A 16,922-nucleotide genomic window follows, 5' to 3' on the forward strand; every position below is an offset into this window, starting at 1 on the left:
TAAACATTGAAAATCGAGTAAAGACGCCTCGTTCAAAATAACGCGAAAACGGGGCTTCAGGCGGATTTCATGGCTGCTACCTGGCCGCGAACGCGCTGCCTTTTTCGCGGAAAGATCAATTGCCAGCGTCAATTAGCTTAGATCGTCTGCACGACTTTGCCGTTGCCGATTAATTCTGAGGCTGCGTAAGTATATTTTTGTTTCTAGGTAAATATTCTTTAAATTCGTAAAATCTAAAATAGAAATATAGTCATTATCCGAATATCAATATTTATCCGCGATAATATTTGTAAGTATATCTTGAAATACTATTGCAATCACCATGCGCAGCAATTGTTCTTGCAATTTCTACTATAGAGAGTTTGTAGGTGAAGATATTGAAGGTCGGCGCAAAAGCCTTTCACTCCATATGTAAGCTTTCGCAAAAATATGTCGCCGACAGGTCAGGCAATTTTGCGACGATGACGGTATTGCTTGCCGTTCCCCTGATCGCGGCTGCCGGCCTTGCCATTGATGTCACCGATGCGCTGGTGGTCCGGAGCGAGCTTTACAGTGCGGCCGATGCAGCTGCGGTCGGCGCCATTGCAACCTCTTCTCCTGCGGTTGCTGCCGCCATGGCCATGACCAGTGACGGAACGGTTACCGTTGGTCAGGATGACGCCAGAAAACTGTTCTTCGGCCAGGCATCGGCCGATCTGCAGGCCATGCCTATCAACGTGAACATAGCGGTGACGCGAGCCGCGAACGTCGTATCGTCCAGTGTCAATTTCTCTGCCACAGTGCCGACGACCTTGATGCAGATCCTCGGTAAAACCTCGATCCCGGTTAGCGGCTCGGCTACGGCTCAATATCAGACGGCAAGTTTCATCGATTTCTACATGCTGCTGGATAATACGCCATCGATGGGCGTTGGCGCGACGGCGGACGATATTACTATGCTGCAGACGCATACAAGTGACACCTGCGCCTTTGCCTGCCACAATCTGGATACGACAAACAACTACTACAACTTGGCGAAGAGCCTCAAAATTAACATGCGCATCGATGTGGTGCGGCAAGCGACCCAATCGCTAACCGATACCGCGACGACAAACCGCCAGACACCCGACCAGTATCGGATGGCTGTCTACACGTTCGGAACCAAGGCCGAGGCGGCAGGCCTGACCGCTGTATCAGCACTTTCGTCGGATATGACGCAAGTCAAGGCATCGACGAGCACCGTCGACCTGATGACCACTCCCAGTCAGAATTATAATAGCGACCAGGATACAAGCTTCGATACGGTGCTGACGCAGATCAAACCGATCATCGGCACCGGTGGTGGCGGAACCACCAGCGCGGATCGGGCGAAGGTGCTGTTCTTCGTGACTGATGGTGTGGGTGACAGCGCGAAGCCGAACACATGCACCAAGCCGACCACGGGCGGTCGCTGCCAGGAACCGCTCGATATATCGTTCTGTCAGCCGCTGAAGAACCAGAATATCAAGATCGCTATTCTCTACACGACCTATCTGCCGCTGCCGCAGAATGCCTGGTACAACACCTGGATAGCGCCGTTCCAATCGCAGATCGGTACCGATCTGCAAAACTGCGCATCGCCGGGGCTTTACTTCGAAGTCAGCCCGACGCAGGGGATTAACGACGCGATGAACGCGCTGTTCCTGAAAGTCATCCGCACGCCACGGCTCACGGGCTAGTCACGCTCTGGTCAGAGGATATAGCGTTCGCCACCACGGGCTCCCGCCCGATCCCGCGGTGTTAATGCCGGCAGCGCTCTAACTTGTGGCCAGCGACTTGACCAAGCCCACGATCTTCTGCCGCGTCTTGGCATCCTTGATGTTTGCAAAGGCCCGGTTGAGTTCGGTGCCTTCTTCGGAAGACAGGAAGCAAACCAGATCATTTCCCGCACTGATCGTCTGATCCGTGGAAATAACGGATTGGTCGATCGATCTGTCGAAGAAATGAGAAATCGGCACGCCCAGACATTCGGCAACGCGCTGCAGGCGGCTTGCGCCGACGCGGTTCGTGCCCCTTTCGTATTTCTGAACCTGCTGGAACGTCACATTCAACCCCTTTGCAAGCGTTGATTGGCTCATTCCCAGTACATGCCGTTGCAGGCGGATGCGCCTCCCGACTTCAACATCGATCGGACTCGGTGATTTATTATTGGAAATATCTCGCACTGACCCCTCTTTCAGACGATAGAGCCGCCCATCGAGCCATGAGGCGTCGATGGGCGGTGATAGCGAGGCCCCTAGACATCATGTCAGCTGAGCCCGCTATTAAGGACTGCCGGGTCTGATATGAATCCGCAATGTCAAGCGATGCGGCTTGCCGTCACACACATTCGTTTCATGCGCATTCGGGACAATGGTCGCGCTATCTGAACTTTTCCGAAGGAGGACGTGCGGGTGGCCAAGTGCCCACTCGATGGCGTCGTGACCTAGCTGGCAGCCGATTCGCGCGCGATCTGCCGGATCGTATCGATGAAGGCTCTGAGTTTGGGTGCGAGCTCGGCGCGACGGGGGAAGTAGAGAAAGAGGCCGGCCTCAGTTACAGCGTGATCGCCCAGGATTTCGATCAGCCGGCCCGCCGCGATATCTGCCTGCACCAGGGGTTCGAAGACATAGGCGAGCCCGACGCCTGCCAGGGCCAGATCGATTGCCGAATGTGACTCCGTGACGATCGCCTGTCCTCGAACAGTGACCGCCACGTCGCGCCCGTCCTCGACGAATTCCCATTGATAGAGACCACCGGAACGGATGAGCCGATAGCCGATGCAATTGTGGTTGGAAAGGTCGCCGAGCGTCATGGGACGGCCGAAACGCCCGATATAGCCGGGTGAGGCGACGACGATCGATCGGAAGGGTGGAGTGAGGCGGACTGCAACCATATCCTGATCGATCATCTCGCCGATCCGTATGCCTGCATCGAAGCCTTCCGCGACGATATCGGTCAACCTCTCGTCGGAAAAGATCTCGACTTCCACTTCAGGATAGCGCTCGCTCATGGCTGCGACCAGGCGGGTGAGCGCAAGCGGCAGGCTGACACGGGAGGCGTTGATGCGCAGCAGGCCGCTCGGCCTTCCCTTGACCGCGCGGATACGCTCCATCCGCTCGTGAATATCCTGCAGGGCCGGTGCGACCGTGGCAATGAGGTTCCGGCCCGCCTCCGTCAACGCCACACTGCGCGTCGTGCGGGCAAAGAGCGGCTGGCCGAGCCGTTCCTCCACCAGCCGGACGGCATGGCTGACAGCCGACGCGCTCATGCCCAGTTCATTGGCGGCGGCCGCGAAACCACCGCGGCGAGCCACGACGACGATCACGGGCAAATGTGTCAGCAGATCGCGGTCCATTGCTGAGTGATATCGCATAATGCATGCGAATTAAACAGCCTTATCGAAGAGCCAAAAACCGGCGAACTTGCCTTCATCAAGTCGCCGGACTCCACACGATCCAATGAGCTTTGGCATCCCAAAGAGGAGTACATCCATGAGCATGGAATTCTATACACTCGGCAATAGCGGCCTGAAGGTGACACGGCTTGCCCTTGGCACCATGACCTTCGGCACCGAATGGGGTTGGGGATCGGACAAGGAAGCGGCTCGCGCCATCTTCAACGCCTATGTCGATGCCGGCGGCAATTTCTTCGATACCGCCGATGCCTATACCGGCGGAACATCGGAAACCTGGCTTGGCGAATTCATCGCTGAACGGGGACTGCGCGACGACGCTGTGATCTCGACGAAGTTCACCATGAATCTCTCGGCTCAAACACCCAACGCAGCCGGTAATGGTCGCAAGAACATATTGCGGGCCGTCGAAGCCTCGCTGAAGCGGCTGAACACCGACCATATCGATCTCTATCTGATGCATTGCTGGGACCGCCTGACCCCGCCGGAAGAGGTTATGCGTACCTTCGACGATCTTGTCCGCGCGGGAAAGGTGCTTCATGTCGGTCTCTCCGACGTGCCGGCCTGGTATGCCAGCCGAGCCCAGGCTGTCGCCGAATACCGCGGCTACGAGCCGATATCGGCTCTGCAGCTGGAATATTCGCTGGCCGAGCGCAATCTCGAAAACGAGTTCGTACCCTTCGGCACGCGCTATGGTGCCGGCATCATGGCGTGGAGCCCGCTGGCGAGCGGCCTCCTCAGCGGCAAATATCGCCCAAGCGCTGCGCAAAAGACGGATGGCCGGCTTGAAACGGTGCGCGGCACCACAAACCCCGGCTTCCAGAAGTTCAACGAGCGCAACTGGGCAATCGTTGCCGAGCTGGAAAAAGTATGCGCCGAGCTTGGCCGCAGCATGGCGCAGGTGGCGGTCAACTGGGCGATGACCCAGCCGGGCCTGGCCTCGATCATCATCGGCGCCACCAAGCTCGAGCAGCTGAAAGACAATCTCGGCGCCTTGGACTTTCAGATTCCGGCGGAGTTGCGTCAACGGCTCGATGACGTCAGCGCCCTGCAGCCGACCTTCCCTTATTCCTTCTTTGGATCGGAAATCCAGGGAGCGATGACCGGTGGCCAGACCGTCGGCGACAAGCCGGCCGGTTACTACCCGGATCTGAATATTTCGGGAAAGTTTGCCGGCGTCAGTTGAGGGTACAGACGGGGCTTGGTTTGCACCGGCAGCGATGACGGCGCAAACCTCCTATCAAGCCTCCTATAATGCAAGTGCGCCTTGTTTCTTCCGATTTCTGCTGCTACTGAGCCCGCCGTGGCTTCAGGGAGCCATGAAATCCGGTCGCAGCCCACCCGGTCAAAACAAGGGATCCTGAATTATGAAGACTATCGTCGTCTGCTCCGGCGGACTGGACTCCGTTTCGCTCGCCCATAAGGTCGCAGCCGAACATCAGCTTATCGGCCTCGTCTCCTTCGACTATGGCCAGCGACATCGCAAGGAAGTGGAATTCGCCGCAGCCTGCGCAAAACGCCTCGGCGTGCCCCATGAGATCATCGACATCACGGCCATCGGCAAACACCTGACCGGATCGGCTCTCACCGACGACATTGACGTGCCGGACGGGCACTATGCCGAAGAGAGCATGAAGACGACCGTGGTCCCGAACCGCAATGCCATCATGCTCGCGATCGCCTTCGGGCTCGCGGCCGCGCAAAAGGCGGATGCGGTTGCCGTTGCGGTTCATGGCGGCGATCATTTCATCTATCCGGATTGTCGCCCGGGCTTCATCGATGCATTCCAGCAGATGCAGAACCACGCGCTGGACGGCTATGCCAGCGTCTCGCTCTATGCGCCTTTTGTGACCGTCTCGAAGGCCGATATCGTCGCAGATGGCGCGCGACATCAGACGCCATTTGCCGAAACCTGGTCCTGCTACAAGGGCGGCGAGCGTCATTGCGGGCGTTGCGGCACCTGCGTCGAGCGGCGCGAGGCCTTCCATCTCGCCGGCATTGCCGACCCGACCGATTATGAAGACCCGGATTTCTGGGTGTCGGCGACATCAGGCTTTTCGGCCGAAGAGGTGAAATGATGTTCCGTATTACCAAGGAATTTCACTTCTCTGCGTCGCATCAGCTCTGCCATCTTCCCGACGATCACCAGTGCGCGCGGCTGCACGGGCATAATTACGTCGTCGTCGTGGAACTTTCGGCTGGCGAACTGGATGCCAATGGTTTCGTGCGCGATTATCACGAGCTTCAGCCGCTGAAGCGCTATATCGACGATGAATTCGACCATCGCCATCTCAACGATGTCCTCGGCCACGACCGCATAACGTCGGAATATCTCGCCAAGCATTTCTATGATTGGTGCAAGGTTCGATTGCCGGAGACCTCCGCGGTGCGTGTCAGCGAGACGCCGAAGACCTGGGCGGAATATCGGCCATGAGTGCGGCGCGCATTCGCGTCAGCGAGATATTTGGGCCGACGATCCAGGGTGAGGGCGTCCTCATCGGCCTTCCCACGGTTTTCGTGCGCACCGGCGGCTGCGATTACCGCTGTTCGTGGTGCGATACGCTGCATGCGGTCGATAGCGAGTACCGCGACCAATGGCAGCCGATGTCGGTCGATGAAATCTGGCAAGAGGTAACGCGCCTTTCCGGCGGGAAACCGCTGACGATCTCGCTTTCGGGCGGCAATCCGGCAATCCAGCCGCTCGGGGCCCTGATCGCGCATGGTCATGCCGAAGGCTATCGCTTCGCGTTGGAAACGCAGGGAAGTGTTGCCAAAGAGTGGTTTGCCGAGCTTGATACGCTGGTCTTGAGCCCGAAGCCGCCATCGAGTGGCATGTTGACGGATTGGGCCGCTTTCGACGACTGTCTGCGCATGGCGGCGAGCGGACCGCAGATCGCGTTGAAGATCGTCGTGTTCGATGACGCCGATTATGCCTACGCAAAGGAAGCCGCTTCCCGCTATCCGCATCTGCCGCTCTATCTGCAGCCCGGCAACCATACACCGCCGCCGCCGGATGAAGAGGATGCGGTTGTCGACATCGAAGGTGTCATGGACCGGATGCGCTGGCTGGTGGACAAGGTCAGCGATGACAGGTGGTTCGAGGCGCGGGTTCTCCCGCAGCTGCATGTGCTCATCTGGGGCAACAGGCGCGGCGTCTGAGCGCGAACCGCGTCTTATTGCCAGCTTGATGTCGCGACGGCCGCAACATAACTCAACATTTTCGAATACAGCTACATGAAGCGCCTGCTATTTCTCGCCGGAGCGGCATCGCAGGCGCCTGCGTGACAGTTGCGCGGTCCGGTGAGATAGTTTTGCGCGCGATGGTTCGCGTATCCGGCATTCCAGCGACAGCAGCGAGCGCGACATGGCGACAACAGATCAATCTCATATTCTCATCGTCGAGGACGATGCCGACATAGCGGGGATGCTGGTCGAGCTCGTGCGCAGCAATGGCTTCAGGGCCGTATCCGCCTCGAACGGTGCGGAAATGGATCGCATGCTGGCGCGGCAAGGATTCGATCTCATCGTGCTCGATGCCATGCTGCCCGGTGAAGACGGCTTCAGCATCTGCCGGCGCCTGCGTGCGGATAAAACCATTCCGATCCTCATGCTGACCGCCCTGCAAGAAGATATCGATCGAATTCTTGGCCTCGAACTCGGCGCAGACGACTACGTGACAAAGCCGTTCAATTCCAGGGAGTTAATGGCTCGTATTAAAAGCATTCTGCGAAGAGCTTCCTATGCTCAGCAACCGGATGACAGCCTTATGCCCATGTCCTTCTCCGGCTGGCGCATCGACCCCAAGAGCCGGCAGCTGTTCGATTCCGATGGCGCGGAAGTTTCCATGACGACGGCGGAGTTCGACCTGCTTCTCGCGTTCTGCCGCAATCCCAATCGGATATTGACGCGCGAGCAGCTTCTGTCGATGACGCACGCCGGTTCCGCCGGGCCGGTGGAGCGTAGCATCGATGCCCATATCAGCCGTGTGCGCCAGAAGATTGAGCCCAATCTCAAGGAGCCGTCCTTCATCAAGACTGTGCGGCTCGGTGGCTATCTCTTTGCATCCAAGGTGGAGCGGCTGGCATGATCAACTTTCGTACCGCCTCCATACGCACGCAGATCCTCGTGCTCGCGACGCTTTTGACGATCCTCGTTTCCGTCGTCGCCACGCTCTCCGAGCCGTACATCTATGGTCGCCATGACAAGGGTATCCAGATCGGCTTGCTCGCCGGCAGGATCGAGCTGGTCATGGACCAGTTCCGGCGCACTCGCACGGAGGAAGAGGAAGCAGCAGTTCTCTCGTCTGCAGCGACTCTTGGCATTCAGGTGGAAAAGGCATCTCCCGAACAAGTACGGGACGCAAATGGTGTGGATAAACCGGGTGATATCCTAATGCGCGTTCGTGCTCTGCTCGAGGGCGGCTTTTTCCAAACTGTCGAGTGGCTGCTTGCAGGCGCGTCGCAATCCCATGTGCTCCTGCTGAAAGTGGACGCCACGCGCGCAGTCGTCTTTCACATGCCGGTCTTTTCGCCCTATCTCTGGCTGCTGCCGGCCGTGGCGAGCGGGGTTTTGAAGATCGTCATTCCGCTTGCGCTTATGGCTTATTTCAGCAGCCGGCTGATCACCCACCCGGTTGCCCGCTTCGCGGCTGCCGCCGAAGAGGCGAGCATGGACGACAATCTGGAAAAGCCTTTTGCCACGGAAGGAGCGGCTGAAATCAGGAGCCTTGCCACCTCGCTGAACATCATGCGCAGCCGCATCCTGGAGATGGTCGACAGCCGGACTCGAATGCTGAGCTCGATCAGTCATGATCTGAGGACGCCGTTGACCAGGCTGCGGATGCGGGCCGAGCATTGCGCACAGCCAGATCTGCAGCGTCAGATGCTCGCCGACATCACCACTCTCGGCAATATGATCGACGAAAGCCTGGCATTCCTGACGAATGCCTATCACAGCGTGCCGTCCCGCAAGGTCGATATCTCAAGCCTGCTCCAGACGATCGCGACCGATTTTTCCGAGACGGGCATTGATGTGAGCTTCACAGGGCCTCGGCGGCTCACCTGCATATGCAGGCCGGAATCCATCACGCGGGCAGTGAACAATCTCGTCGAAAACGCCTCGCGCTACGCAAATCACATTGAGATCGAATTGCAGAGCGCAGCCGACGGCGGTGTGCTGATCAAGGTCAGCGACGACGGGCCGGGCTTGAGTGACGAACTCAAGGCGCGCGCGCTGGAGCCGTTTTTCAAGGTCGACAAGGCCCGCACGACGGGTACAGGCGGTGGTTTCGGCCTCGGCCTGCCGACCGCCGAAGGAATTGTTCGGAAGGGCCATGGCGGACGGATGACATTGAGCGACCGCAAGCCCCATGGCCTGATCGTCGAAATCAATCTGCCCTCCGGGCAGGGCCTGGGCGAGGTCAGGCTGGCCGGCGCATCACGCAGGTAGCCCACGCCTTAGGCCTATCATCCTCCGATACTTGCGGGCAGGCGGCTTGCTCGCACGCCGATGCAAGACCCGCGAACATTTCCGCACATTAAAGAAAACACCGCAATCCGGCGAAGCAATAGAGCTGGCCCTGGCAAATTCCATTCACATTCCTCCAGGAGCCAGATCGTTGCTCAGACCATCTTTCGCCAGCGGCACGCTGATTGCCGTATGCCTGGCTGTTGCCAGTTGCACGACAGCCGACCCGACCGTCTATTCAGGCTTGGCCTCAGCGCCACAACTCCGACCCAACACCCAGGATCAGACAGGTCGCACACCCTATCGATATAAGGGGCCCGTCGACTGGCGATCCTATAGCAAGATCATCGTCGACCCCGTTTCCGTCTATGGCGGCCCGGACAGCCAATTCGTCAAGATCGCGGATACGGACAAGTCGCTGCTTGCAGCCTACATGCAGCAGCAATTCGTCGAGAAGCTTGGAGCCCGCTTTGCGATCGCCACTGCTCCAGGTCCTGGCACGCTTCGGCTTCATTTGACGCTGACCGGCGCCAAGACCACGACGCCGGTGCTCGGCCCGTTCACGCATATCGACGTTGGGGGCGGGGTCTATAACACTGTACAGTCGGCTCGCGGCCGCGAAGGCTCCATGACGGGCTCTGTCAATTACGCAGTGGAACTCTACGATGCCTCGACCAGCCGCCTACTGCTCGCCTACGTGACCAAGCAGTATCCGAACGCGCTCAATATCGGCGCGAGCTTCTCATCGCTGGAAGCCTCGAAGATCGGCATTCGCAAGGGGGCCGAAGCTCTGCTTGCAGAGATCAAGTAGCAGATCAGAGCCCGGCAGGCCGCCTTGCCGCCACGAATGCTATGGCGAGGCAACAGCCTACCGGTTCTTGGGTCGCTCGCGCAACGAGCGCTCAATCTCGTCAGGATTAGTCTTGCTCGGAACGATCCGAGGCCTCGCTCGTTGTGTGATTCACGTCGCCATCGAAGATTTCCGACAACGTTTTCAGGATCTGCTGCACGCCCGGATGGTCGCAAGTATAGTATCTAAACTGCGCCTGACGGCGCACTTTGACAATTCCGGAATGATAAAGTCGCGTCAAATGTTGGCTCAGTGCAGACTGAGATATTCCTAGCTTTTTAGCCAGGCTGTTTACGTCTTCCTCGTGCCCGGACAAGTAGATGCAAACTTCCAGGCGTTTCGGATTGGCAAGCTGGCTGAGAAGATCTGCGTGATATGTGAGACGCTCGTCTTCTGTAGTTTGATCTGAGTACATGACGCGGTCCGTCGTTTATAGCGAAAGCTGTTGACCTTCGAAGGTCAGATGTCACGCGATAAAAAACGCAAAAGTTGCAAAATTATGTTCGGAATTATTTGCAATATGCTGCGCTCCTCGCGGGGCAACCAGTCCTCCCACTCAGGCAGATCGGCATTGATCAACCCTTCGTCAATCGACAAGTAGGGTCGTATTGTGATTTGTGAATATGTGAAGCAGCCGTTTTGCAATTATTCTGTAACAAAATCGAACGAACTGCCTTGTTTTCGTCCGGCTTCTGACATCGCACTGCAAATTAAACGGCTTATCTTCTGTAGTAACGAACAGGAGATAATGATGACCCATAGGGATTTGACGATCGCCCAAGTTCTTAAAGACCCCTTGATCCGGCAGGTCATGCGGGCGGATCGCATCTCAGTTGCCGGCATGGCAAATCTGTTGCAGGACGCTGCGCACAGGCAAAAGCTTGCGCAAGGGCTCGCCTTGTCGGCTGGCCGCGCGTCGATCGCCAAGACATCGACACGGCCGAACACTCAGATCGATCTGCGCTAGTTTCGTTGCTGCTCATCTCTCCGAGCGCCTCCACCAAGGAGAAACCGGCCGACGGTTCGCCGGCCGGTTCGTTGTCAAAGTGCCCCGCTGCGGTTGAGCGAAATCGCGTAGACACTGGTGGTTGCGGTCATGAAGAGCTTGTGTTTGCCGCGACCGCCGAAGCACAGGTTGGAAACCGTCTCCGGCACCAGGATCTTGCCCATGACATGGCCGTCAGGCGCGATGCAATGAACGCCATCGGCCGCTGATGACCAGAGATTGCCATCGCTATCGAGCCGCATGCCATCGGCACATCCAGGCGAAATCACATGGAATACCTCTCCGCCCGACAGGCTCCAGTTTTCCCCGACATTGAAGACTCGAATGTGCTGGGGATCACCGATATGCATGCGGCCGGTATCGGCGACATAGAGCTTCTTTTCATCCGGGCTGAATGCGAGCCCATTCGGGCAATTGAAGTCCGTCAGCACCGCCTGCATCGTGCCGGATGGGTCGACACGATAGACGTTGCAGGGCAGTTCCTGCTCACTTCTGTGACCCTCATAATCCGTAGCAATGCCATAGTGTGGGTCGCTGAACCAGATGGCGCCGTCCGAGGCGACGATGACGTCATTCGGCGAATTCAGCCGCTTGCCCTGATAGCTATCGGCAATCACGGTGATCGATCCGTCATATTCGGTACGCGTCACGCGTCTGCCGCCGTGCTCGCAGCTGACGAGGCGGCCCTGCCGATCGCGCGTATGGCCGTTCGAGAAGTTCGATGGCTCGCGGAATATGCTGGTACCGATGCCGGGTATCCAGCGCATGATCCGATTGTTGGGAATGTCGGAGAAGAGCAGGCAGTTCAGATCTCCGAACCAGACAGGGCCCTCCACCCAGTCGAAGCCGGTGGCAATCTGCTTGACGGGAGCGTTGCCGAGGACGAATTTCCCGAAAGCGGGATCCATGATCTCGAAGAACGACATTGTGACAATACCTCCCATAATGTTACATCGCATGATCGATGTGTTATCGATAACATATCCAAATGAGTCCGCAAGCTGGGAGAATAGTGCATGAGCCATATTCTGACGTCGAGTGTCTTGAGTGACGAGGGTGTTATGACCCTGCTGACATCGGCCATTTCCGCCGCCAACGCGATGGGGCAGCCGCAATGCATCGTCATCGTCGATCAAAGCGGTGTGACGCTCGGCTCCTTCCGCATGCGCGGCTCGCGCTTCCAGTCACTGAAAAGCGCGCTTTCCAAGGCGCAGACGGCCGCCTCGATCGGTGCGCCGAGCAGCTCCCTGCCGGAACATGCGAGGGTACCCCTGGCGATCGCCACGCATGGCGGGATGACTGGTTTGCACGGGGGCTTGCCGATCCGAGTTGCCGGTGTGCTCTTAGGCGGTATCGGGGTTGGATCAGGCTCCGGTGAACAGGACGAGCAGGTGGCGCTTGCTGCCCTCAAGGCGATTGGCGCCGATCTCGAATAGATAAACCTGTTACATGAGATCCGCCTTGCCCAGACGGATCTCATGCTATTCCTTGCAGATCAGGCGAAGACGATCTGCGCCTTCATGGCCTTGCTGCGGTCCGAGGCAATCTCGAACGCGCTGATCGCATCGGCAAGCGGCACCGAATGGGTGATGAGTGGGCGTACATCGATGAGACGCTTGCGCATCAGGTCAACACCGACCGCAAACTCCTCATGGAAGCGGAAAGAGCCGCGCAGTTCCAATTCCTTGGCGGTGATTGCAAGCATCGGCAGGCTCATGTCGCCGCCGATGCCAAGCTGCACGATGATGCCGCGTGGCCTTAGGGCCGCAATGCCACCAACGAGAGCCGCTGCGGCCCCGGAGCATTCATAGAGCACGTCGAAGGTGCCCTTGTCGGCCGAGTAGGCGGCCAGCGCCTCGGGATCGTCCTTGGTGTTGATGATCCTGTCGGCTCCCGCTTCCTTGGCGAGCGACAGGGTGAAATCCGAAAGGTCGGTCGCCACGATCTCGGCCGCACCGGCGCGGCGTGCAGCGAGGATCGACAGGACGCCGATCGGGCCGCAGCCGGTGACGAGGACGCGCTTGCCGAGCATCTCGCCGGCGCGCCTGGTCGCATGCAGGGTCACGGCCAGCGGTTCAGCCATGGCCGCCTCACCGGGCGTCAGGCCATCGGCCGGCACGCACTGGATGGCGTCGGCGACGAGCGTCTCGCGAAACGCGCCCTGAATATGAGGGAAGGGCATGGCGCTGCCATAGAAGCGCATGTTGAGGCATTGGTTGGGCAATCCCTGCAGGCAGTAGCGGCAAGCTCCGCAGGGGCGCGACGGGGAAACGGCGACGAGTTGGCCGATATCGAGGCCTTGAACGGCGGACCCGAGCGCAATCACGGTCGCGCTGACCTCGTGGCCCAGGATCATCGGCTCCTTCAAGCGCACTGCACCGAAGCCGCCATGATGATAATAGTGCAGGTCGCTGCCGCATACCCCACCGGTGGCAAGCCTCAACTTGACTTCTCCCGCACCCGGCTCCTCCTCCGGATAATCCTCGATCCGCAGATCCTTGGCGGCGTGAGCGACGATGGCCTTCATGTCTTTCTCCTCAAAGAACGGGTGTCGGCAATGCCTGCCCGGCGAAATGGGCGGTGAGATTGTCGCGAACGAGCTGACCCATGGCCTTGCGCGTCTCAATTGTGCCGGAGGCATGATGCGGCTGAAGCAGCACGTTGTCGAGCGCCAGGAAGCGAGGATTAAGCTTCGGCTCGCCTTCGAAGACATCGAGCGCAGCTGATCCGAGTTTGCCGGCTTCCAGCGCCTCCAGCAGCGCTTCCTCATCGATGTTTGATGCGCGGGAAATGTTGATCAACATGCCTTCCGGGCCGAGCGCCTCAATCACCTGCCGCCCGACGATGTGGCGAGTCACAGCCGATGCTGCGAGTGTCACGAACAGGAAGTCCGATTGCTTTGCTAATTCAATTGGATCGGCCACGAAGGTCATGTCGGATGCAAAGGATTTTGCCTCGACATCGGAGTAAGCAATCTGCATATCGAAGCCCTTCAGGCGCTTGGCGACTTCGAAACCGATGCGGCCAAGGCCGAGCACGCCGGCACGCCGCCCCCAGACGCGGCGCTTGAGGGGGTAGAGACCTTTTTCAGCCCAGCTGCCGTCACGCACCCAGGTTTCGGCGCCGAGCATGCCGCGTGACTGGCAGAGCATCATCGCGATTCCAAGGTCGGCGACGTCATTGGTGAGCACGTCGGGGGTATTCGTCACCCGGATGCCGCGCTCGCGGCAAGCCTGCAGATCCACGGCATCGAAGCCGACGCCATAGACCGAAATGAGCTCCAGATTGGGGCAGGCCTCGATCATGGCGCGGTTTGCGCCGAGCTCGCCGCGCGTGGCGATTGCTTTGATCGACGGCCCGATTTCGGCTAGCATTTTGGCCTTGTCGATGGCCTCGAAGTAACGATGGACCTGAAATGCTGCATCGAGCGGTTCCTGATCCCATTGCGGATAGGGCCCGACCTGCAGGACTGATGGCTTGCTCATCTTTCGCATCTTCCCTTGACATCGAATGTTATCGATAACATAAACAAGACCAACAGTGCTTGTCGAGATAAAAAACGGAGGAAACGGTGTCTCTTGGCCTCTTCGATCTGAAAGGGCGGCGCGCCCTTGTTACGGGTTCATCGCAAGGCATCGGGCTTGCGCTCGCAAGGGGACTGGCGGCCGCCGGTGCCGAACTGGTGCTCAATGGTCGCGACGAGGAGAAGCTTGCCAAGGCGGCTGAAGGTTTCGAAGGCAAGGCCCATATCCTGCCATTCGACGCCACTGATCATGAGGCCGTGCGCCGCGCCGTCGATACTTTCGAGGCGGATACGGGCGCGATCGATATTCTGGTGAACAATGCCGGCATGCAGTTTCGTACGCCGCTGGAGGATTTTCCCGCCGATGCCTTTGAACGGCTGCTGCGCACGAACGTATCGAGCGTCTTCAATGTCGGGCAGGCGGTGGCACGGCACATGATCAAGCGAAAGGCCGGCAAGATCATCAACATTGCCAGCGTGCAGACGGCGCTGGCGCGTCCCTCGATCGCTCCCTATACCGCTACCAAGGGCGCCGTCGGCAATCTCACCAAGGGCATGGCGACGGATTGGGCGAAACATGGGCTGCAATGCAATGCCATCGCGCCTGGTTATTTCGATACGCCATTGAACGCGGCGCTTGTCGCGGATGTCGATTTCTCGGCGTGGCTGGAAAAGCGCACGCCGGCCGGCCGCTGGGGGCAGGTCGAAGAACTCGTCGGCGCCTGCATCTTTCTTGCATCCGATGCATCCTCTTTTGTCAACGGACATGTCCTTTATGTCGATGGTGGCATTACTGCCTCGCTCTGACGAACGGCCACCACACCGTTTCGTCGTCATGGGCGTCAGCGGCTGTGGCAAGTCTTCAGTGGGCGCGATACTGGCTGCCCATCTTGCCGGCATCTATGTCGACGGCGACGATTTGCACACGGCCGCTAACGTCGCCAAGATGCGCGTCGGCATCCCATTGACCGACGATGATCGCTGGCCTTGGCTCGATAAGGTTGGTGCGTGTCTGGCATTGGCAGACGATACGGCGCTGATCGGATGTTCGGCATTGAAGCGCGTCTATCGCGACCGGATCCGCGCAGCGGTCGGTGCACCGGTTTTCTTCATTCATCTTGCCGGCACAAGAGAGATCATTTTGCGACGTATGGAGGCGCGGCAGGATCATTTCATGCCACCGGCATTGCTGGACAGTCAGTTTGCAACGCTTGAACCACCCGGTGCCGACGAGTGGGCAATTACCGTCGATATCGACCAGCCGCTGGATGCGAACGTGGCTGCGATCATCGCCGCATTGGAGGAGAAATAATCATGAGCAACAGAGTGGCGCTGATCGGCGCCGGCGCGATGGGCGGAGCCATCGGCACCCGTTTGGTGGAGACCGGCAACAGCTTGACGGTTTTCGATCTCGATAGGGAAAAGGTGGCAGCGCTCACCGGCAAGGGGGCGAGTGCTGCCGACACAGCCGCCGCGGCCGCCGCGGCATCGGATTTCGTCATCCTGAGCATGAATTCACCCGGGATCGTCCGTGCGGCGGTTTTCGGCCCGCGTGGTGTCGTTGAAGGGGCAAAGCCAGGTACCTTGATCATCGACATGTCGTCGATCGATCCCGATGCGACCAAGGCACTGGCGGCGGACGCAGCGGAAAAGGGATTGCGCTGGGTGGACAGCCCGCTTTCGGGCGGCGCGCCAAAGGCGCTGATCGGACAGCTGACGCTGATGGCCGGCGGTAACGAGCGGGATGTCTCGGACGCGCATCAGGTGTTGCAGCATGTCGCTTCGAACTACACCCACATGGGGCCTGTCGGCGCAGGCCAGACGACAAAGCTCATCAATCAGGTTCTCTGCGCATTGAATTTCCTTGCGGTCGCCGAAGCGACACAACTGGCGCTCGATGCCGGGGTCGATGCGGCAAAGATTCCGCAGGCACTGAAGGGAGGGCGAGCCGATAGCGCCATCCTTCAGGAATATATGCCGCGTTATGTCACCAAGGATTATCGGCGTACCGGCCGGATCGACAACATGGTCAAGGATCTGAACGGCGCCCAGGATCTTGCCCGGCGCACCAATACGGCCATGCCGCTGACGGCTGCCTGCGCCGAGATCCACCGCATGCTGACGGCCGCCGGCCTCGGCGGCGAGGATCAGGCGGCATTGATGGAATTCTTCAAGGGTCCGAACAAGGAGATCGCCGGATGATTACCCGCTACGCACTATTCGAAGGCAAGGTCAGGGATGGGGAAGCCGAGGCCTTTCGCACCGCTGTCATGGAGACGATCCTGCCGAAATGGAAGCAGTTTCCAGGCGCGCTCGATGTGCGTGTGACATTTGGCGAAGCGCGCGATGAAGGCGCCCCGGAATTTCCGATGATCCTGGCCGTCAATTATCCGGATATGGCAGCGGTTGAGACGGCTCTCGCCAGTCCCGTGCGTACCGAGGCCCGGGCGGCGACGGAAGCCGTACTCTCGCGCTTTTTCGAGGGGCGGATCCATCATCATGTCACTCTCGCTCATGAGTTCGAGCTCTGAGCGGTCTTCCTCCCATTTCTTCTCGACACGGAGCCGTGAGGCTCCGTGCTCGTATAGAGAGATGCATGGAGGGCAGCTCTTGCCATTCAGGGATGAGGCATACTACTCTTATGGTAACGATAACATAGGCCATT

20 protein-coding genes are annotated in these 16,922 nt (G+C 58.8%); 14 read left to right on the forward strand and 6 right to left on the reverse strand.

Annotation, left to right across the window (positions count from 1 at the left end; genetic code table 11):
• Nucleotides 1–377 precede the first annotated feature (377 nt).
• Nucleotides 378–1,697, forward strand: a complete 1,320-nt coding sequence (locus A6U86_RS14445) for a pilus assembly protein TadG-related protein (protein WP_275507269.1) — start codon at nt 378–380, stop codon at nt 1,695–1,697.
• Between the two features lie 78 nt (nt 1,698–1,775).
• Here A6U86_RS14445 and A6U86_RS14450 read toward each other — a convergent pair whose 3' ends face one another.
• Nucleotides 1,776–2,183 (reverse strand): helix-turn-helix domain-containing protein, encoded by a 408-nt coding sequence (locus A6U86_RS14450; RefSeq protein WP_141683707.1) that lies wholly within the window; start codon nt 2,181–2,183, stop codon nt 1,776–1,778.
• A gap of 260 nt (nt 2,184–2,443) precedes the next feature.
• Entirely contained in the window at nt 2,444–3,355 is a 912-nt protein-coding gene (locus tag A6U86_RS14455) for a LysR family transcriptional regulator (RefSeq protein ID WP_068392257.1), read from the reverse strand.
• 136 nt (nt 3,356–3,491) lie between these two features.
• On the opposite strand from A6U86_RS14455, the gene A6U86_RS14460 reads away from it, so the two are divergent.
• From A6U86_RS14460 to A6U86_RS14490, 7 genes are all read left to right on the forward strand, one after another.
• Nucleotides 3,492–4,598 carry an aldo/keto reductase gene (locus A6U86_RS14460; protein WP_068392260.1) on the forward strand — a complete coding sequence of 369 codons (1,107 nt, stop codon included), beginning with the start codon at nt 3,492–3,494 and terminating at the stop codon, nt 4,596–4,598.
• A 181-nt stretch (nt 4,599–4,779) separates the two neighbouring features.
• Complete coding sequence (gene queC, locus A6U86_RS14465; protein WP_068392263.1) at nt 4,780–5,490, forward strand: 7-cyano-7-deazaguanine synthase QueC; 711 nt, start codon at nt 4,780–4,782, stop codon at nt 5,488–5,490.
• A complete protein-coding gene (gene queD / locus A6U86_RS14470; protein WP_068392266.1) occupies nt 5,490–5,846 on the forward strand; it encodes a 6-carboxytetrahydropterin synthase QueD in 357 nt (118 codons plus the stop codon). The genes queC and queD overlap by 1 nt, the downstream gene beginning before the upstream one ends.
• Nucleotides 5,843–6,571 carry a 7-carboxy-7-deazaguanine synthase QueE gene (queE, locus tag A6U86_RS14475; protein WP_068392268.1) on the forward strand — a complete coding sequence of 243 codons (729 nt, stop codon included), beginning with the start codon at nt 5,843–5,845 and terminating at the stop codon, nt 6,569–6,571. Before queD ends, queE begins: the two co-directional genes overlap by 4 nt.
• Before the next feature lie 205 nt (nt 6,572–6,776).
• Nucleotides 6,777–7,499: a response regulator gene (locus A6U86_RS14480; RefSeq protein WP_068392271.1), complete on the forward strand. Its 723-nt coding sequence runs from the start codon at nt 6,777–6,779 to the stop codon at nt 7,497–7,499.
• Nucleotides 7,496–8,860, forward strand: coding sequence for an ATP-binding protein (locus A6U86_RS14485; RefSeq protein WP_068392273.1), 1,365 nt, complete (start codon nt 7,496–7,498; stop codon nt 8,858–8,860). The genes A6U86_RS14480 and A6U86_RS14485 overlap by 4 nt, the downstream gene beginning before the upstream one ends.
• A gap of 169 nt (nt 8,861–9,029) precedes the next feature.
• Nucleotides 9,030–9,689, forward strand: a complete 660-nt coding sequence (locus A6U86_RS14490; RefSeq protein ID WP_068392276.1) for a DUF3313 domain-containing protein — start codon at nt 9,030–9,032, stop codon at nt 9,687–9,689.
• A gap of 106 nt (nt 9,690–9,795) precedes the next feature.
• On the opposite strand, the gene A6U86_RS14495 is transcribed toward A6U86_RS14490, so the two are convergent.
• Nucleotides 9,796–10,143 (reverse strand): helix-turn-helix transcriptional regulator, encoded by a 348-nt coding sequence (locus A6U86_RS14495; protein ID WP_068392279.1) that lies wholly within the window; start codon nt 10,141–10,143, stop codon nt 9,796–9,798.
• Nucleotides 10,144–10,479: 336 nt separating this feature from the next.
• Between A6U86_RS14495 and A6U86_RS14500 the strand changes: the two genes are divergently transcribed.
• Nucleotides 10,480–10,695 (forward strand): hypothetical protein, encoded by a 216-nt coding sequence (locus A6U86_RS14500; protein WP_068393933.1) that lies wholly within the window; start codon nt 10,480–10,482, stop codon nt 10,693–10,695.
• Nucleotides 10,696–10,769: 74 nt separating this feature from the next.
• On the opposite strand, the gene A6U86_RS14505 is transcribed toward A6U86_RS14500, so the two are convergent.
• Nucleotides 10,770–11,660, reverse strand: a complete 891-nt coding sequence (locus tag A6U86_RS14505; RefSeq protein WP_068392284.1) for an SMP-30/gluconolactonase/LRE family protein — start codon at nt 11,658–11,660, stop codon at nt 10,770–10,772.
• 90 nt (nt 11,661–11,750) lie between these two features.
• Here A6U86_RS14505 and A6U86_RS14510 point away from each other — a divergent pair, with 90 nt between their 5' ends.
• Nucleotides 11,751–12,170: a heme-binding protein gene (locus A6U86_RS14510; protein WP_068392290.1), complete on the forward strand. Its 420-nt coding sequence runs from the start codon at nt 11,751–11,753 to the stop codon at nt 12,168–12,170.
• A gap of 59 nt (nt 12,171–12,229) precedes the next feature.
• Here A6U86_RS14510 and A6U86_RS14515 read toward each other — a convergent pair whose 3' ends face one another.
• A complete protein-coding gene (locus tag A6U86_RS14515; protein WP_068392293.1) occupies nt 12,230–13,261 on the reverse strand; it encodes an L-idonate 5-dehydrogenase in 1,032 nt (343 codons plus the stop codon).
• A 10-nt stretch (nt 13,262–13,271) separates the two neighbouring features.
• Nucleotides 13,272–14,219: a 2-hydroxyacid dehydrogenase gene (locus A6U86_RS14520; RefSeq protein ID WP_068393935.1), complete on the reverse strand. Its 948-nt coding sequence runs from the start codon at nt 14,217–14,219 to the stop codon at nt 13,272–13,274.
• A gap of 86 nt (nt 14,220–14,305) precedes the next feature.
• Between A6U86_RS14520 and A6U86_RS14525 the strand changes: the two genes are divergently transcribed.
• The 4 genes from A6U86_RS14525 to A6U86_RS14540 are packed head-to-tail and all read left to right on the forward strand — an operon-like array spanning nt 14,306 to nt 16,788.
• Nucleotides 14,306–15,064 (forward strand): SDR family oxidoreductase, encoded by a 759-nt coding sequence (locus tag A6U86_RS14525; protein WP_068392295.1) that lies wholly within the window; start codon nt 14,306–14,308, stop codon nt 15,062–15,064.
• Nucleotides 15,039–15,569 (forward strand): gluconokinase, encoded by a 531-nt coding sequence (locus A6U86_RS14530; protein ID WP_083196835.1) that lies wholly within the window; start codon nt 15,039–15,041, stop codon nt 15,567–15,569. The genes A6U86_RS14525 and A6U86_RS14530 overlap by 26 nt, the downstream gene beginning before the upstream one ends.
• Before the next feature lie 2 nt (nt 15,570–15,571).
• The gene (locus A6U86_RS14535; RefSeq protein WP_068392303.1) at nt 15,572–16,459 is read left to right on the forward strand and encodes an NAD(P)-dependent oxidoreductase; all 888 of its coding nucleotides are present in this window, start codon (nt 15,572–15,574) and stop codon (nt 16,457–16,459) included.
• The gene (locus tag A6U86_RS14540; RefSeq protein ID WP_068392306.1) at nt 16,456–16,788 is read left to right on the forward strand and encodes a hypothetical protein; all 333 of its coding nucleotides are present in this window, start codon (nt 16,456–16,458) and stop codon (nt 16,786–16,788) included. The genes A6U86_RS14535 and A6U86_RS14540 overlap by 4 nt, the downstream gene beginning before the upstream one ends.
• Nucleotides 16,789–16,922: the final 134 nt, after the last annotated feature.

The organism is Rhizobium sp. AC27/96 (genome assembly GCF_001692325.1).
In the GTDB taxonomy this organism is placed as follows: Bacteria; Pseudomonadota; Alphaproteobacteria; order Rhizobiales; family Rhizobiaceae; genus Rhizobium.

Bases quoted from the DNA above. Each gene is read 5' to 3' on its own strand.
- A6U86_RS14455 (WP_068392257.1), bottom strand. From the start codon at position 3,355: ATGGACCGCGATCTGCTGACACATTTGCCCGTGATCGTCGTCGTGGCT.
- A6U86_RS14460 (WP_068392260.1), top strand. From the start codon at position 3,492: ATGAGCATGGAATTCTATACACTCGGCAATAGCGGCCTGAAGGTGACA.
- queC (WP_068392263.1), top strand. From the start codon at position 4,780: ATGAAGACTATCGTCGTCTGCTCCGGCGGACTGGACTCCGTTTCGCTC.
- queD (WP_068392266.1), top strand. From the start codon at position 5,490: ATGTTCCGTATTACCAAGGAATTTCACTTCTCTGCGTCGCATCAGCTC.
- queE (WP_068392268.1), top strand. From the start codon at position 5,843: ATGAGTGCGGCGCGCATTCGCGTCAGCGAGATATTTGGGCCGACGATC.
- A6U86_RS14480 (WP_068392271.1), top strand. From the start codon at position 6,777: ATGGCGACAACAGATCAATCTCATATTCTCATCGTCGAGGACGATGCC.
- A6U86_RS14485 (WP_068392273.1), top strand. From the start codon at position 7,496: ATGATCAACTTTCGTACCGCCTCCATACGCACGCAGATCCTCGTGCTC.
- A6U86_RS14495 (WP_068392279.1), bottom strand. From the start codon at position 10,143: ATGTACTCAGATCAAACTACAGAAGACGAGCGTCTCACATATCACGCA.
- A6U86_RS14500 (WP_068393933.1), top strand. From the start codon at position 10,480: ATGACCCATAGGGATTTGACGATCGCCCAAGTTCTTAAAGACCCCTTG.
- A6U86_RS14505 (WP_068392284.1), bottom strand. From the start codon at position 11,660: ATGTCGTTCTTCGAGATCATGGATCCCGCTTTCGGGAAATTCGTCCTC.
- A6U86_RS14510 (WP_068392290.1), top strand. From the start codon at position 11,751: ATGAGCCATATTCTGACGTCGAGTGTCTTGAGTGACGAGGGTGTTATG.
- A6U86_RS14515 (WP_068392293.1), bottom strand. From the start codon at position 13,261: ATGAAGGCCATCGTCGCTCACGCCGCCAAGGATCTGCGGATCGAGGAT.
- A6U86_RS14520 (WP_068393935.1), bottom strand. From the start codon at position 14,219: ATGAGCAAGCCATCAGTCCTGCAGGTCGGGCCCTATCCGCAATGGGAT.
- A6U86_RS14530 (WP_083196835.1), top strand. From the start codon at position 15,039: ATGGTGGCATTACTGCCTCGCTCTGACGAACGGCCACCACACCGTTTC.
- A6U86_RS14535 (WP_068392303.1), top strand. From the start codon at position 15,572: ATGAGCAACAGAGTGGCGCTGATCGGCGCCGGCGCGATGGGCGGAGCC.
- A6U86_RS14540 (WP_068392306.1), top strand. From the start codon at position 16,456: ATGATTACCCGCTACGCACTATTCGAAGGCAAGGTCAGGGATGGGGAA.